General features: G+C 43.7%; 15 protein-coding genes. 4 read left to right on the forward strand and 11 right to left on the reverse strand.

Features of this window, described 5'->3' with window-relative positions:
* Positions 1 to 72 precede the first annotated feature (72 nt).
* Positions 73 to 2,193, reverse strand: a complete 2,121-nt coding sequence (gene nrdD, locus OJ16_RS13960; RefSeq protein ID WP_040991873.1) for an anaerobic ribonucleoside-triphosphate reductase — start codon at positions 2,191 to 2,193, stop codon at positions 73 to 75.
* Between the two features lie 291 nt (positions 2,194 to 2,484).
* Between nrdD and OJ16_RS13965 the strand changes: the two genes are divergently transcribed.
* Entirely contained in the window at positions 2,485 to 3,384 is a 900-nt protein-coding gene (locus OJ16_RS13965; RefSeq protein WP_040991874.1) for an endonuclease/exonuclease/phosphatase family protein, read from the forward strand.
* A 79-nt stretch (positions 3,385 to 3,463) separates the two neighbouring features.
* On the opposite strand, the gene OJ16_RS13970 is transcribed toward OJ16_RS13965, so the two are convergent.
* The 8 genes from OJ16_RS13970 to OJ16_RS14010 form a co-directional block, all read right to left on the reverse strand.
* Complete coding sequence (locus OJ16_RS13970) at positions 3,464 to 3,892, reverse strand: YeeE/YedE family protein (RefSeq protein WP_040991875.1); 429 nt, start codon at positions 3,890 to 3,892, stop codon at positions 3,464 to 3,466.
* Positions 3,893 to 3,902: 10 nt separating this feature from the next.
* Positions 3,903 to 4,334 (reverse strand): YeeE/YedE family protein, encoded by a 432-nt coding sequence (locus tag OJ16_RS13975; RefSeq protein WP_040991876.1) that lies wholly within the window; start codon positions 4,332 to 4,334, stop codon positions 3,903 to 3,905.
* A gap of 298 nt (positions 4,335 to 4,632) precedes the next feature.
* Complete coding sequence (locus OJ16_RS13980) at positions 4,633 to 5,679, reverse strand: S41 family peptidase (RefSeq protein ID WP_040991877.1); 1,047 nt, start codon at positions 5,677 to 5,679, stop codon at positions 4,633 to 4,635.
* Positions 5,680 to 5,905: 226 nt separating this feature from the next.
* Positions 5,906 to 6,370 (reverse strand): lipocalin family protein, encoded by a 465-nt coding sequence (locus tag OJ16_RS13985; protein WP_052810336.1) that lies wholly within the window; start codon positions 6,368 to 6,370, stop codon positions 5,906 to 5,908.
* A gap of 507 nt (positions 6,371 to 6,877) precedes the next feature.
* Positions 6,878 to 8,662 carry a class I poly(R)-hydroxyalkanoic acid synthase gene (gene phaC, locus OJ16_RS13995; RefSeq protein ID WP_040991879.1) on the reverse strand — a complete coding sequence of 595 codons (1,785 nt, stop codon included), beginning with the start codon at positions 8,660 to 8,662 and terminating at the stop codon, positions 6,878 to 6,880.
* 59 nt (positions 8,663 to 8,721) lie between these two features.
* Positions 8,722 to 9,069 (reverse strand): phasin family protein, encoded by a 348-nt coding sequence (locus OJ16_RS14000; protein WP_040991880.1) that lies wholly within the window; start codon positions 9,067 to 9,069, stop codon positions 8,722 to 8,724.
* Positions 9,070 to 9,094: 25 nt separating this feature from the next.
* On the reverse strand, positions 9,095 to 10,309 hold the full coding sequence (locus OJ16_RS14005) for an acetyl-CoA C-acetyltransferase (protein ID WP_040991881.1): 1,215 nt from the start codon (positions 10,307 to 10,309) through the stop codon (positions 9,095 to 9,097).
* Between the two features lie 13 nt (positions 10,310 to 10,322).
* Positions 10,323 to 11,063 carry an SDR family oxidoreductase gene (locus OJ16_RS14010; protein ID WP_040991882.1) on the reverse strand — a complete coding sequence of 247 codons (741 nt, stop codon included), beginning with the start codon at positions 11,061 to 11,063 and terminating at the stop codon, positions 10,323 to 10,325.
* A gap of 665 nt (positions 11,064 to 11,728) precedes the next feature.
* Between OJ16_RS14010 and OJ16_RS20060 the strand changes: the two genes are divergently transcribed.
* Together OJ16_RS20060 and OJ16_RS14020 are read left to right on the forward strand one after the other, a co-directional pair.
* The gene (locus OJ16_RS20060; protein WP_040991883.1) at positions 11,729 to 11,995 is read left to right on the forward strand and encodes a hypothetical protein; all 267 of its coding nucleotides are present in this window, start codon (positions 11,729 to 11,731) and stop codon (positions 11,993 to 11,995) included.
* A gap of 196 nt (positions 11,996 to 12,191) precedes the next feature.
* A complete protein-coding gene (locus tag OJ16_RS14020) occupies positions 12,192 to 12,908 on the forward strand; it encodes a TetR/AcrR family transcriptional regulator (RefSeq protein WP_040991884.1) in 717 nt (238 codons plus the stop codon).
* 87 nt (positions 12,909 to 12,995) lie between these two features.
* On the opposite strand, the gene OJ16_RS14025 is transcribed toward OJ16_RS14020, so the two are convergent.
* The gene (locus tag OJ16_RS14025) at positions 12,996 to 14,255 is read right to left on the reverse strand and encodes a DEAD/DEAH box helicase (protein WP_040991885.1); all 1,260 of its coding nucleotides are present in this window, start codon (positions 14,253 to 14,255) and stop codon (positions 12,996 to 12,998) included.
* Positions 14,256 to 14,315: 60 nt separating this feature from the next.
* A complete protein-coding gene (locus OJ16_RS14030) occupies positions 14,316 to 14,903 on the reverse strand; it encodes an acyl carrier protein phosphodiesterase (protein WP_040991886.1) in 588 nt (195 codons plus the stop codon).
* Between the two features lie 580 nt (positions 14,904 to 15,483).
* Between OJ16_RS14030 and OJ16_RS14035 the strand changes: the two genes are divergently transcribed.
* Positions 15,484 to 16,695, forward strand: a complete 1,212-nt coding sequence (locus tag OJ16_RS14035; RefSeq protein ID WP_040991887.1) for an aromatic amino acid transport family protein — start codon at positions 15,484 to 15,486, stop codon at positions 16,693 to 16,695.
* The last annotated feature ends 114 nt before the right edge of the window (positions 16,696 to 16,809 follow it).

The following is a 16,809-nucleotide window of genomic DNA, read 5'->3' on the forward strand; positions in this document are numbered from 1 at the left end:
AGTCATTCAGCAAAAAAAACAGCTCGCCAAAACGAGCTGATATCAATTTAAATAGTAAGCAGTGCTTCTTTCTTATAGATGCTTAACGCGGCGTTTAACTTCTTCTTGTTTACCAAAGTTAAACGGACGTGCATCTGGGCTACCAAGATAACCACATACGCGACGCGTTACCGACACTTTGCTTGAATCGTGGTTACCACAACTCGGACAAGTAAAGCCTTTACTGGTACATTCAAATTCACCGGTATAGCCACACTCGTAACACTCATCAATTGGGGTGTTCGTTCCGTAGTAAGGCACACGGCTGTAACTGTAATCCCACACGTTTTCCAATGCTTCGATGTTGCGTTGCATGTTCGGGAACTCGCCGTAACAAATGAATCCGCCCGTCGAGATATGCGGGTAAGGCATTTCAAAATCGATCTTGTCGTAAGGATTCACTGTCTTTTCAACATCCAAATGGAAGCTGTTCGTGTAGTAACCTTTGTGTGTTACACCTTCAACCACACCGAATTCTTTCGTGTCGATACGGCAGAATCGGCTGCACAAGTTCTCACTTGGCGTACCGTATAGGCTAAATGCATAACCGGTTTCTTCGGTCCATTGCTCCACGTTTTTCTTAAGATAGCTAACCAAGTCTAGTGCTTTTTGACGCAACTCTTCACTATCATAAACATGCTGTTCAGTACCGAACAATGCATTGATCGTTTCATGGATACCAATGTAACCCAGAGAAATCGAAGCACGACCGTTTTTGAAGATATCGGCAATCGAATCGTCAGCTTTCAAACGAACGCCACAAGCACCTTCCATATAAAGGATTGGCGCAACACGTGCTTTTACGTTTTCTAAACGAGAAATACGAGTCTCAAGTGCACGACGAGCGATATCCAGCTTTTCATCAAGCAATTGGTAGAACGCTTTTTCATCACCATTTGAACGCAACGCGATGCGAGGTAAGTTCAAGCTCACCACACCTAGGTTGTTACGGCCTTCGTGAATCAGTTCACCGTTTTCTTCGTATGGGTTTAAGAAACTACGGCAACCCATTGGGGTTTTAAATGATCCAGTCACTTCTACGATCTTGTCGTAGTTAAGAATATCTGGGTACATGCGTTTTGACGCACACTCAAGCGCAAGTTGCTTGATGTCGTAGCTTGGATCTTCCGCTTTGTGGTTTAGGCCATCTTTAATGGCAAACACTAGCTTAGGGAATACCGCTGTTTTACGGTTCTTACCCAAACCCGCAATGCGGTTTTTAAGAATCGATTGTTGAATTAAACGCGATTCCCAACTGGTACCCAAACCAAAACCGAAAGTAACAAATGGCGTTTGGCCATTCGCGGTATGCAGGGTGTTGACTTCATACTCTAATGATTGGAATGCGTCATAACACTCTTTCTCTGTGCGTGAGATAGCAAAAGCTTCTGGCGTGTGAATATCCCACTCTTTTGCAGTAAGAAGGTGTTTTTCGTAACTTGCCATCACATAAGGTGCCAGCACTTCATCAATACGGTTGATGGTCGTGCCACCGTAAATGTGGCTGGCTACTTGCGCAATGATTTGAGCGGTCACTGCCGTCGCGGTAGAAATTGACTTTGGTGTATCAATCTCAGCATTACCCATTTTAAAGCCATGTGTTAGCATGCCCTTTAAATCGATAAGCATACAGTTGAACATTGGGAAAAATGGTGCGTAGTCGAGATCGTGGTAGTGAATGTCGCCTTCTTCGTGAGCTTGAACGATATCACGCGGCAAAATGTGTGTTTTTGCGTAGTGCTTAGCCACAATACCAGCCAGTAAATCACGTTGAGTTGGGATTACTTTGCCGTCTTTGTTCGCATTCTCGTTAATAAGATCAACGTTACTTTCTTCGATCAAACCTTCGATTTCACGTGTGAGGGTGCTTTGCTTTTCACGAGCAATATCACGATCGTGGCGATACTCGATATAAGAACGAGCCAAAGACTTAAATGGTCCTTGCATTAATTCGTTCTCAACTAGGGTCTGGATTTCAGTGATATGAACTTCATCGTGATCTTTAAGCTGCAGTTCAACCGCTAATGCTACATTTAAAGCATGGATGGCGATTTCGTTATCAACCTGATCAGCTGCAGCTTCTACGGCAGCTTGGATACGATCTCGGCTAAACGGCGCTCTAGAGCCGTCACGCTTGATTACGATTGGTTTCACTTTATCTCCTTACCCAATATACTCACAGAGTTATCCACAAATACACTATATAGGGCTAATTATTATTCGACTGACACTACATGTTGTGGCGTATTAGACTCAAACCACGACTTAAAAGTATTGATTTAGATCAATAAAACTGAGGTGAAGAACAAGAACAAATCGATCTTAACGATAGAGATCTCAGATGCAAAGAAAACAGTGAAAATTGCATTTTTTCGGTAATTAAACTTGATTTTTTGCGAAGACTTATCTGACAACGGTTTGGCTAAACTCAATAAGGAGATTGTGATGAAATGCGCCTTAAAAGGTCTCATTTTTCTATATGTAGTGGTTTTGTATACGCCAACAACACTAGCACAACAAGAGAACAAAATTTCGACATGGAACATGGAATGGTTGGATCTCAAGGGAAATAGACAATTCAAACCATCATTGCGATCAAATGCTGATTTTTACAAAATGTCTGAATATTTCGCTAAAATTGAGGCGCCGATACTCGCCTTTCAAGAAGTCGCGAGTGCAGCCGCCATCCAAAGCGTCGTTGGAGGGGAATACGAGATATTTTTGTCCGATAGAAGCCTACCGTCTCATCACGCATTACAGTTCTCTGATATCAATCAATATACGGGTTTTGCCGTTAAGAAAGGATTGAAGGTCACTGACCCGAGTGATTTTTCTTTATTGCAGACTAAGAACAAACTGCGTTTCGCCAGCTACATCATTCTCGAAGACTGGCAAAATGAACCGGTTCACCTGTTAAGTATTCATTTAAAAGCTCGCTGCAGTGGCCAATACCGTTCAAACAACGCATGCAAAACGTTAAAGCAACAAGCCCACGGATTAAATGCGTGGATTAAGGCGCGCGAGGAACAAGGCGAAGCCTATATCATCGCCGGTGACTTTAATCATAACCTCGCCTACCCCAACGATTGGCTATGGCATGACTTATCCTCACAATCACATGCCGTACTTTCCACTCGCAAGGTCAGTGCTGATTGCGTGGTACGCAACCGGAATAATGCCAAGAAAACCCATCAATTTCGTTCATTGATTGATCATATCGTTGTCAGTCAGCATTTTGTTATCGATGAAGCCACGCAAGATGTCTTTACCTCAAGCGATGTCTTAAACTATCAGCTCAGTGATCACTGCCCGTTATCCATAACCATCGGCTCAATGACACCTTGAAACCGCGTGGGCTAACGGCTCACCATTCTACGACCTAATAAGACGATAAACGGATGGTGAGTTAACATTGATAAACGTTTCATCGGCCGCGAATCAACCGTTTTGCCCCCAATGCGCCAATGACCATCGTGGTTATGAATACAGGCATCGCAAGCGAACCGTAAAACAGACTCGTCACGGCAGGGCCTGGGCATAATCCCCCTATCCCCCAGCCAAGTCCAAATATAGCCGCTCCGATAATAAGTCTGCGGTCGATCACTTGCTTAACCGGTAAGCAGTAAGGCTCGTTATTCAAAGCATGCGTTCTTGGCTTTATAAGAAAGAAGTAACTCGGCAAAAACACCAACAGTGCGCCACCCATAACAAACGCTAAACTCGGATCCCAATCTCCTGCGACATCGAGAAACGCGATAATCTTAGCGGGGTCAATCATGCCTGATATCGCCATTCCAAGACCAAATACGAGACCGCTGATTAACGCAGCCAATAATGAGAGATGCTGATTCATATCACCCTCGCTAAAGAATATGCAGACGAATAAAAACCGTGATACCTGCAATAGCCATAAATATCACCGTTGCGACGATTGAACGTTTTGATAAACGACCAATACCACAGATGCCATGGCCACTTGTGCAACCATTACCGAGATAAGCCCCCAGCCCAACCAACAATCCTGCGATCGCGTAAACCCAGAGATTCGTCGAATTTATTGTGAGGCTGTCTGCGGGGTTATCAATGCCTAAGTAGGCAATCGCGACCAACCCACCGATCATCATTCCGACCAAAAAGACTACTCGCCAGAGGGTTTCTCCGGATTTTGGCATCACGACACCATTAATAATGCCGCTGATCCCCGCTATCTTTCCTGTAAACAGCAGTAATAAAACCGCCGCTACGCCAAGTAGCATGCCGCCAAACAATGATGACCAAGGTATCAACTGATCCATATTCTCTCCTTATGGCGATAACGAACGCGCATGCGATTGAGGGTGCCAGTCAACACCACTGCAACTCCAAGTTGGACGGGTATAAAGCCATGAAACCCAAATTATGGTCCCGTTAATTGTGGCATTGGCCACATTAGGCACATTAGGCACATTAGGCTCGAACATTGACCTCGTTAGTGACAAAGCATAGACCTGCAACTTATATTAAGTCAAATCTAATTTAGACAATGCTAATGTAAAGTATCCTAAGTCAGCATAGAGAAACAAAAAATAGCAGCGGATTAACGCGTACCTGACCCTACTTTTTTTTAGACAATATCAAATCGTAGGTGTCATTAATGATTTGGTCGCCATTCGTATCCGCGCTAATATCTGGTGAAAGGCCTTTATTATCTATTGGACCATACTGATACCAAACTCGCTTCTGACTCGGTACAAAAACATGATAGTCATCGTCGCCCAATGAATGTGTGACGACTTCTCCATAGTCTAATGAACCACGAGTGCGGGCACCGACGACGGTTACCATATCATTCGTTTTCGCCGCAATAACAAATTCCTCTGCCGCATTGGCGACAGCATTGTCGGTAAGAATATAGATAGATTTTAAATCGGGTAACGCGTTATCTGGATGAGCGATGGGCCAACGATATTCCACCCAAGTATTTGGGTATGCCTCCATTTTCGCGACTAAATTAGAGTACATGCTTTCAAGCTCGGGCTTATTGTCATATTGAAATCGCTGGAGTAAGCGTTTGTAGTAGGAACGATTCGCTTTAGAAGCCAACACATGCCATCGAGATTGATAATTGTTAGTTTCAATTAAACGGAATAATTCCATCATCACGATAAAGCTTTGCCCTTGATTACCTCTTATATCCACAATCAGACCTTCCATCTTTTTCAGAGGTTCGGCATGACGTTGAATCAATGATAAAAGCGTCGAACGGTTCGAAAGTTCAAAATTGGGAATCGCGAGATAGGCTACCGTCTCAGACAGCCATCGAATATTGGGTTGAGAAGCGGAAATAGACAACCGACCGTTGTCCATATTCGGATCTTTCACTTGCGTAATGGTTAGGTGAGGATCTTTGAAAATGGTTAACCAATCTGAAAGGAGTGAATAGCAATCGGATGTTGGTTCGTACTCAATCCTCTCCGATATCTTCCTTTCTTCCGCCGTAATCCACGCACGACCATGATCAGCATAACCCGCATAATTGGTTTCAATCACACGACTCAGTTGTTTAAAGTGCTGGTGGCAGGAAAGCGGCTTTGCTTGAAGGTTATCCGATAGCAACCCGACCGTTGTAAGTAACGTGACACCCAATAACTTGCTGCACATGGATCCATCCATATTCAAATATTCATCTTTAAAACGGCATGGCAGCAAGCATACTGAATCAATTGCATAATTGTGCGTTATGCAACCAGATTTGCAATCCACTCTACATATATTGAATCATTCGAAACCTTGAATATTGACGTGAAAACACCCAAGCCTTATTAACTCACCCATCAATAAGGCTGAAAGTGGTCTTCTCTTGAACTCTCGCAAGTTTAAGCAAAGGCTACTGCCCTTGCTTAACAAAAATAAGCGCATCAGAATCAAAACCTAATTCTTTAACTTGTTGGCGGAATTGTTTTTTTAAACTTTCAGGGACAACCGGGGTGCGAGACAAAAACCACAAATAATCGTAGTTTGGACCGCTAACGAAAGCGTACTGATAACCTTCTTTATCCAACTCGAATATGACATAAGAGCCGTAAAAAGGACCGAAAAATGAGACTTGCAAATAGCCCTGGTCCTGCTGATTAACGAAAAAAGCTTTACCGTTCGCTTCAACCCATTCATTTTCTTCAGGGTCAAAACCTTTATTCGTCACACTTATGCCACCTTCAGGGAATTTGGCATACTCGGCATACACCTGCTCTAACCCTGCCTCGAAGGAATGATCGAGCCGGGCGATTTCATACCACTTGCCTAAATAGCGATTGATATCGAAATCATCAACTGGCTTAACCGTCTCTGGCATCCCTAAGCAGCCTGAAAGTAAGACTGGACTCAGTAGAATGCCAACCCACCGACAAACGCCTCTAAATCGTAAAAGCTGATGAAACCTTGAGAAGCGGTTTTCAATCGCGCCCCTTTTTTTAAAACAAACGACATCCTTTAAACAAACCAAGCGAAATAACTCCTTTATTACACTGAGCTTTCTATTCCTAGACAATCTGGTGATAGCTCATGGTTCGATATAGACAGGTACTATTAAGCGATAACTAAAACAAAGCTACTATTCGCTGCCGAATATGCGCTCTAAAACAATGAAATGTGAAAAATTGAACAATTTCAGCACAGCGAATCGCGATAATGGGCAATCATCAGCGGCCATATAGAATCGGTTTGGAGGCACAATGCCAATCAGAATAAGCGAGTCGTCGCGAATTTTTGCGAGAAAAATCGCTAAGGTTTCTAATAACAAAAAAAAGAGACCTAGGTCTCTTTTCTCTTTTCATCGAAATGTCGAGTCATGAACGCACGATCACGCCATTTCCTCTTGCTTGACTGGCAAAACCTGCTTTACATACAGACCAGGCGCTTTTTCTATAATAGGAAATTGTTCGTTTCCTTGAGTATACGGTTCAATTTTTTCTTCTGGATTAAAACCCAGTAGCCATTGATGCCAATGATTCCACCATGACCCTTCATGGTGATGCGCATTCTCCAACCACTCATCTGCGCTTTCATCAAGGTTGTCATTCGTCCAGAAGCCATATTTGTTTTTTGCCGGATGATTGACGATACCCGCAATATGACCAGACTCTCCAAGAACGAAGGTTTTATTGCCGCCCACCGCCAACGCGCCACGATAAGTCCCTTGCCACAGGGCAATATGATCTTCCTTCGCGGAGATGAAGTAACTCGGCACTTTGATCTTATCTAAATCAATCCAAACCCCGCCGATCTTCACACCTTTTTCTTCAACCAGTTTATTTTCTAGGTAGAGCTCTCGAAGCATAAAGTTATGCGTAGGTGCAGCAATGTTAGTGCTATCACTGTTCCAATAGAGCAAATCGAAATCGACTGGGCTGACGCCTTTCAAATAATTATCAACGTAGTAATTCCAGTAAAGGCTGTTTTCACGCAATAGACTGAATGTGACACTTAACGAGCGTCCATCCATATAGCCTTTAGCGTTGTTTTGCATCTCTATCGCATTGATCACAGGTTCGTTGATATACGCACCAACTTCACCGGGCTGCGAGAAATCAAGAATGGTCGTGAAGAAGCTCGCACTCTTAATGCGTTTCTTCATTCGCTTAGCCGCGTAATAAGCAATGGTTGACGCAAGCACGGTTCCACCAATGCAATAACCTGCGGCATTAATCTGATGTTGCCCTGTAATGTCTTCAATCGCCGTCACCGCTTTGGCCACGCCGTCTGTCACATAGTCACCAAACTCAACCGCGCGTTGGCTCTCGCTTGGATTGCGCCAAGAGATCATAAAGACACAATGGCCTTGCTCTAGCAACCAGCGAACCATCGAGTTTTTCTCGCGCAAGTCGAGAATGTAGTATTTATTAACAAACGGCGGAACAATCAAAAGCGGCGTCGCGTTCACTCGCTCGGTCAATGGTTTATATTGAATCAGTTCAAAAAGATCATTTCGATAAACAATATCGCCCTGCGTATTCGCGACATCATGACCAATACGGAATGCATTATTGTTTGTCATTCTTATTTTAAGAATGTCGGCACTTGATTCCATGTCACTCTTGAACTGGTCTAACCCTGCGAGTAAATTCTCACCGTTTTTCTCAATGGTCAGTTTAAATAGCTCAGGGTTAGTCGCAATGTAATTGCTCGGTGAAAGAGCATTGAGCGCTTGTCTGGAGAAGAAAGTTAGGCGTTCTTTCGCCTTTTCATCAAGACCTTCAACACTTTCAATGGTTTCTAGATAGGTCTTACTAAAGAGCAGATACGATTGCTTAATGAAATTGAAGACAATTTCATCACGCCACGCGTCCCCACTAAATCGCTTATCGCCTTTTTCCGCTTCGATAACCGCCTGCGGACTATCCGTTAAGGCGACGTTTTGCCAAATTTCTAATTGCTGCATCCACCACTTAGTTTGAATTTCTAACATTGCAGTAGGTTGATTCGCCGCACTTTCAAATAACTTCGTTGTATCTTCTAAATTGAGTTCTTGCATCGCTTTATTCAGCGGTGTATTGACAGACGCCCTGTTGAGTTCGAGATCTTCCCACCATTTTTGATTGGATTCTTGGAGCTTTACAAGGTAGTCCGAAAAGAAGTGTTGAAACATATTGCAACTCCTATGAACGGAAAAAAGCCGCCTAAAATAAGGCGGCAAGTAGGCAGTGCTTAAGCTGGTGTCACTGTCTTTAAGTTTTCCGATGTAAGTTGCTCAACATCATCTTTAAATTCTTGTGCAATTGATTGGAGCTTGTTGCTATCGTTTGTCATTTGCTGAGAGAGCTTTGAAAGAACATTCAGCTGTTGGCTATTAAATACCGTCAGTGATGTGACATCTTTTACATCACCGACCGCTTTCATTTGCGTAAGACCCATCTCGCTATAAGTACGGATAGCATTTAGCTGCAGTTCGGTAAGCACTTCAACATTCTTGGTGACAAGCTTATTGAACTTCACATACGGTTCTAGAGTTTTTTCTGTTTGATCGCTAAAGCTCTTAAAAAAATCTGTATACATGACTAACACTCCGGATTGATTAAAATTAATTCCATTTGATTGATTTTACGATGACAGCGGTACCCATACCTCCGCCAACACATAAAGACGCAACGCCATACTGGCCGCCACTTCGATTTAACTCATGAACCAGTGACACGAGAATACGATTACCAGAAGCCCCAAGCGGGTGGCCAAGGGCGATAGCTCCCCCATTTGGGTTCGCTTTATCAAGGATGCTGTTAACAGGCACATTGTGATCTTCTGCTAAGCGATGAATGACACCGAGCGCCTGCGCCGCAAACGCTTCATTCAATTCGTAGCAATCAATATCACTCACGGTTAACTGCGCTTTGCTCAATGCTTTCGTTACCGCCGGTACTGGGCCTAGCCCCATAATCTTCGGGTCAATGCCTGCTTGGGCATGACTCACAATTTCAGCAATCGGCGTTAAGTTGTATTTTTTAACGGCGGTTTCACTTGCGACAATAATCGCGCTTGCACCGTCATTGAGACCGGAAGCATTGCCGGCTGTTACCGAGCCTTCTCTATCAAACGCTGGTCGTAACTTTTCTAGGCTCTCTAGCGTTGCCGTTGCCTTAGGGTATTCATCAGTATCAAATTGCCAGGTTTCTCGGCGCGTTTTCACTTCGACTGGCGTTATCTCTGCCGTAAAACGACCGCCTTCAATCGCCGAAACGGCTTTCATTTGACTGCCCAGAGCATATTGATCTTGTTGCTCGCGCGTGATACCAACTTCCTTGGCAACATTCTCCGCTGTCACACCCATATGGTATTGATTAAAGACATCGGTCAAACCATCATTAATCAGCAAATCCGTGAGTGCCATGTTGCCCATTTTGTGGCCATCACGAACTTGACTCGGCACTGCAAAAGGAATTTGAGACATCACTTCCACACCCGCCGCGACGATAATATCGCCATCGCCCGAACGAATATGACTCACGGCATCCATCACCGTTTTCATACCGCTGCCGCAGACCATATTGAGCGTATAAGCGGGCGTCGTTTCAGGGATACCGGCAAACAAAGCCGCCTGGCGACCAACACTCATACCTTGTCCTGCGCCAATCACATTACCAACGATAACTTCGTCAACCCACTGACCGTCTACCTTGCTGTCTTCCAATACCGCTTTAATCGCTACAGCTGCAAGATTTCCAGCTGTCACATTTTTGAGTGCGCCGCCAAATGAACCAATAGCAGTACGCTTGGCCGCGACAATAAATACTTTTTCCATTGCTCTACCCTCGTTACTGCATGTGCAGGCCGCCGTTGACCGACAGTGTTTCGCCGGTGATATAAGCACCCGCATCGCTAACAAGGAAACCCACGGCTTGCGCAATTTCTTCAGGTTCAGCTAAACGGTTCATCGGGATTTGATTCTTGATGAATTCGAGCGCCTCTGGCTTCATCATTTCCACCATCGGGGTCAATGTGTATCCAGGAGCAACCACATTAACCGTCACGCCACTGCGAGCTCCTTCTGCCGCTAATGCTTTGCTAAAACCAATCATGCCCGCTTTAGCCGCACTGTAGTTTGTTTGGCCAAATTGACCTTTAATGCCATTCACTGATGAGATATTAATGACACGCCCGCCTCCTTTCTCGCACATCGCAGCGAACAGAGGTTGGGTGATGTTGAAAACACTGTTGAGGTTGGTATCAATCACTTCTTTCCATGCGTCAGCCGTCATTTTTTTAAACACGCCATCACGTGTTATGCCGGCATTGTTGATCACGACATCGATCGTCCCTTCTTCAACCAAAAGTTGGGCTAAACGTTCTGAACATTCAGCCGTATTGGTTACATCGAGTTCGAATAAGCGCACTTGCTCGTCGGTAAAGTGTTTTTCACTAAACCACTTTTGTGCACATTCCAACTTTCCAGTGTAATAGGTAGCGATCACACGGTAACCATCTGCAACCAGTTGAGAGGAAATAGCAGACCCAATTCCGCCTTTAGATCCTGTGATCAAAGCGATTTTTTTCATCAATAGACTCCATTCTTAGCAGCAAGGTAAATAGCAAAAACTATTTATTAAAATTTGACCAATCATTTAGCCAAATGGGTAAGTCGTTAATTCAGTCAATATCTATGTATCAACTTGTTCTATAAGTTAAAGTTAATCTGGAATTATGACACTTCAAATAAACTAACGTTTAATTTGCGTAAAGTTGAGGAACATCTCATAAGGAATGAAATGTTACGAAGAAGTTAAATCAAAATAAGTCTTTGTTTTTATTAGATTAGTAATTTATACACCTTGTGACTCGAGAGGCAAATCATTGAATTGAAAGGATTTAAACTTAAAACATCAATTTGCACAAATTCACCACCACCTATAACAAAATGGCGAACAACGGACAAATCAATAATAAACACTACACAAGATAAAAAAGGAGCAATAAAATTAAAACCGAGAGGAATAAATATAAATATCAATCGATATAAATAACAAGAATATCATTATAAATACCCATAATTACGTCGTTAATATTTATAATGTTAATTACTTGCAATAGACTCGTCATATTCACGACATTCCACCATGTATAACCAAACAACTTGAAGATGCAGGTAGGCGACAAGCGAACAAAGCATCTGAGCATCTGAGCATCTGAGCATCTGAGCATCTGAGCATCAATACGCTATGCGATGAAGTTTGAGAGTGCCGTCAACACCGCAGCAAGTTCAAGTGGGACGGTTATACAAGTAAAAAAAACCCAGCAACAAAGGCTGGGTTGGCAAAAATCAAATCAACGATCTTGGCAGTGGATTGATTTGAATCATGATGGAGCACAATCACTCTGTGTGCTGTTGCTACATCCTGACGTTTTCACGTCGTTCATGCAGATTGCTGCATACCAAAAAATTAATAAAGTAAGCCTCTCATTTCAACATAAAGATGGATGCAATGATTGACGCTTTGTTCATGACATCCCAGCGCATTGGTAAACGCACGGGTCATGGCGAGGAAGCTTACTACACAATCGTGCAGTATATTTATTTTTATTATGAGATCAACGTTTATTTTCCAGCTGGTTAATAAACTAATATTGATGAAATGTTTGCTAAAATCTGGTAAAAGTACGCCGTAACTTAGGGTTGGTAAGAAGAAATGACCGAAAGAAAGCAAGGGCGTAGAAGTGCACAAGATGCTGAGAACACCAAAAGACAAATTCTTATGGTGGCAGCTGACATGTTTTGTACTTTGGGATATGAACGAGTGTCATTGCGTAATATCAGTGAACAAGCAGGCGTTTCTCATAGTCTGATCCGCCATCATTTTGGTAGCAAAGAAAAAATTTGGCATGCCATCAGTGACGAACTACACAAATTTATGGGCAACTACCTTCATATTATTATTGATAATTTGCCTGAAGATACGCCGCCGAATGAACGCCTCTATCTGTTTTCTGTTCGCCTCTTGGCTCATATGCTTCTATTCAAAAAACCTATTCAGCTTATCGCAGATGCCGTTCGTCAAGAAGACGCCCTATTCGACTATTTTATCGACCGTTCAGGGCAACTTGAGGCTCTCGTGAATAATATGGTTGAAGAGTATAACGATGAACATCCGGACACCCAGGTGAAGATGTGGGAACTCAAATGGCAAATGATCATGTATGCGCATGGCGCAGCCAGTTTGACCCCCTTCCTGACTGAAACTTGGTCTGATGAAACGGATGATATTAACCAATGCTTACTCAATCACTGGCAAATGTTCAACCAAATCATGGCCGCTCGCTTTCAAATCCCAGAATCGCAGAGACTGAATCCAGAAAATGTGTGTGACCTCATCTACCCCACAGAATGTTTCACACCTTCGTGTTAAGATGAACACCGCATTGACTCGTGCTTCTTTTCACCCGCGAGACCATGACGAAAAAAAACCAGCCTAAGCTGGTTTTTTTATCACTATTTAACGACGTTTACCGCGTCCTGAATGAACATTCAGTTTGGCTTTCAGTCTACGCTTCTCAGAAGAGCGACTGTTTCGGCGAGAAGGATGCTCCGGCTCCAAGTCTTCAATTAAACTTGGCTCATAGCCTTGCAGCCATTCTTGAGGCAATTTTTTATCTAATAAGCGTTCAATGGCTTCTAGCAAATAGATTTCATCACGGCTCATCAAAGAGACTGCTAGTCCTTTTTGCCCAGCACGCCCTGTACGCCCGATACGATGAATATAATCTTCTGCTTTGAATGGCATATCAAAGTTAATGACCTGCTCAAGCTGATGAATATCCAAACCACGAGCGGCCACATCGGTTGCAATTAGTGCACGTACGTTACCCGCTTTAAAATCATCTAGCGCTTTTTGACGTGCGCCTTGACTCTTATCACCGTTAATTGAAGCGGCTTTAATACCATCAAGTTTTAGTTCTTTTGCGAGCGCATCACTGCCCTGCTTAGTTTTCGTGAACACGAGCACTTGTTTCCAGTTACGAGAACCGATCAAGTAGGCCAACAGCTCCGCTTTACGTTTTTTATCAACCGGGTGAACCATCTGTTCAACCGTATCTGCCGTCGCATTTTGCGCAGCCACCTGTACTTCAGCAGGATTTCGCAGCATTTTGTACGCAATATCTTTGATCTTTTGATCAAACGTCGCCGAGAAGAATAACGTTTGGCGGTCAGAACTCATTCGAGACAATATGCGTTTCAAATCTGGCCAAAAACCCATATCTAGCATACGGTCGGCTTCATCAAGTACTAACGTTTGAGTGCGCTGCAACGTAATGTTTTTGCAATGCATGTGATCTAGCAATCGTCCCGGCGTCGCAATCAGAATGTCACATCCTTGATGCAAATTTTTGGTTTGAACATTCATGCTCGTTCCACCATAAGCCGTCACGATTTTTAATGGAGTCTCAGCAGCGTAAGCCGTCAGATTATCATGAACTTGTTGCGCTAATTCACGGGTTGGAACCAAAACTAATGCCAAAACGTCGTTACGCTGTGGGTCTCGCGAATAATCTTGTTGCTTCAATCTTTGAATGATCGGTAAGCCAAATGCCGCCGTCTTACCCGTACCCGTTTGAGCACCCGCAAGAACATCACGTCCTTCAAGGACGAATGGGATCGCTTGTTGTTGAACTTCCGTCGGAGTGTTAAAACCTAATTTAATAACGGTCTCAACAAGAGTGGGCTCAAGGCCTAAATTCGCAAAGGGTTGTGACATATTTTTCAGCTACTCTATCAATTAACGGCTGCGATTCTATACTCAAGCGCCCCATTGTTACTAGCTTTCCCCCGAGAAATCTTGGCTAGAACGCAATAATGCGGGGTAAAAGGCCGAAAAAATTTGCTGCAGCTCGTCGTAGTGACGCTCTAAATAAGGAAAACACGTTTTAATCGGGGCCATTGTGGCTCTGCGTTGCGACATTCGAGTCAATGCGATCTCGATGTTGTCTACATCCTGATAAGATTCTAACCAACGACCACGCCACATGTTGTCACTCACGAGAAGAAAGCGCTCTGGTAACTCACCCGAGGGCGTCTGCTTTATTGTCATTTCGCTTTGTAAACAAAAGTTAGCCAATGGCAGGTCGTGATAATCTGACCAGTGGGACGCTAGGCAGTGATCCCAAAAAACATCAAGCGCGATCCCTGAAAACCGACGAGGCCCTTGGGGAAACAATTGCTTTGCGCTCGTAATAATCTCTGCACTATCAGTATAGCTGTCGACAAAACGATGTAAGCGTATACCCCGTGTGAGTTCAGGTGAATAGACTTTGCTTGGGTCGCCTCTCACAAAGTCACCAAGCAGGTTACCTAATAGGCTGGAATCACAATGGTGGGCAATGTGGAGGTGAGCAAGAAAATTCATAAGCACGACTTTTATAAATAACTTCCTTTATAAAAGCACAAAGCCAGCGCATTTGCACTGGCTCAACCATCTTGACGATAATAAATAAGAATCTTCGGTTAGAGACCGATGAAGACTACTGTTCTGTCGACTCAGCAACGGTTTGTTGGTATTCCGAGAGTTCGATACCGATTTCAATCGCATCAAGCAATTCTAAACACTCTTCGTTATATGTTTGGTCAGTCATTTTGACCTCCTTTTGTTTGACGCTGAATCACGGGTGTCTTATCGCGTGCATTCAACGATTCCATATTTTCGGCGTACTTGCCGCACACCTACTTTATATCGTCATTAATAAAATGACAAAAGTGTTTTACTCAATAACTTTGGTTGCGAGCACACGAAAACGTTTTCTAACCAATAACAAAATCAACCGTAAACTCAGGTGTACACAGGTGGAATTTTAGCTATACAAAACACTTGACCAAAAGCCTAAGTGACTACAGAATGCAAATCTATAGGGTGTAATTCGCTATTTACACCATCGTGGACAGGTCGCACTCTGCCCAAAGCACACACCAACCGTAAAGAATTATATACAATGAGTAAATCAAAGGTTTTAGGTAGTACTTTGATTATTGCCGGTACTACTATTGGAGCAGGGATGTTAGCCTTGCCACTCGCCTCGGCAGGCATTGGTTTTTCAACCTCTTTAACCATCATGACGGTGTTGTGGGCGCTTATGGCTTACACTGCACTGATCATGGTTGAGCTTCATCAGCATGCTGACAGCGACGCCACGCTCCATACATTGGCGAAACAAATTTTGGGTAAAAAAGGCAAATACCTAGCAAGCTTTGCGATGCTTTTCTTATTCTATTCTCTCTGTGCTGCTTACATCGCGGGAGGCGGCTCTCAGTTTAATCAACGTTTAGACCAATGGTTTGGCCTGCAATTGTCCGCAGCCAGTGGCACCGTCATTTTCACGCTTTTTGTTGCGGCGATTGTTGTTGTGGGTACCGCAACAGTCGATAAAGTGAACCGCGTACTGTTCACGTTAAAACTGATCGCAATGGCCACGGTTTTGCTCTTTCTTGCGCCTAATGTGACACAGTCCTACCTGCTGAGTATGCCTATTCAACAAGGTCTTATTGTGGCTGCGATTCCGGTGATTTTTACCTCTTTTGGTTTTCACGGGAGTATTCCGGCGATCGTCCGTTACTTGGATGGTGATACACCAGCATTAAGAAAAGCGATCATCATCGGTTCGGCTATCCCACTTGTTATCTATATCTTTTGGCAGTTGGTGACGCTTGGCGTGGTAAGCCAGTCTGAGTTAGTCGATAACCAAGGTTTAGCCGCACTAATTTCAACGCTGTCAACAACGGTTCAGCAGAATAACATCAGCGCGATTATTGGATTATTTGCAGACCTCGCGTTACTTACTTCGTTTTTGGGCGTGAGCTTAGGCTTATTCGAATTTCTAGGTGACAGCATCAGTAAAGAAAAGAATTCGCGCTTAATCACCGGGTTGATAACCTTTACACCCCCAATGTGTTTTGCCCTTTTCTACCCACAAGGTTTCATCATGGCGCTGGGGTATGCGGCGATTGCGTTGGCGATTTTGGCGATATTTTTACCTGTCGTCATGATTCATAAAGTCAGACGCACAGTACACAATGATCCGCAACGAAATGTGTCTTACCGTGTCGGCGGAGGCAATGCCGGTTTGGTCTTTTGCGTCGGTGCCGGAGTGATGATCGTTTCTGCACAAATCTTAATTACACTAGGGGTCTTACCCGCTTTGGGTTAGTGGCTTTGGGTTAGTGGCATTATCTTTGTTCATTGTCCCATTCCTTTGGGTGTAAGCCTGTTGAAAGGAGCGTACTTCTCTACGCTCCTTTTTTAATTTCTATACGCTCCTTTT

It is taken from the genome of Vibrio renipiscarius (assembly GCF_000827885.1).
GTDB classification, from domain to species: Bacteria; Pseudomonadota; Gammaproteobacteria; order Enterobacterales; family Vibrionaceae; genus Vibrio; species Vibrio renipiscarius.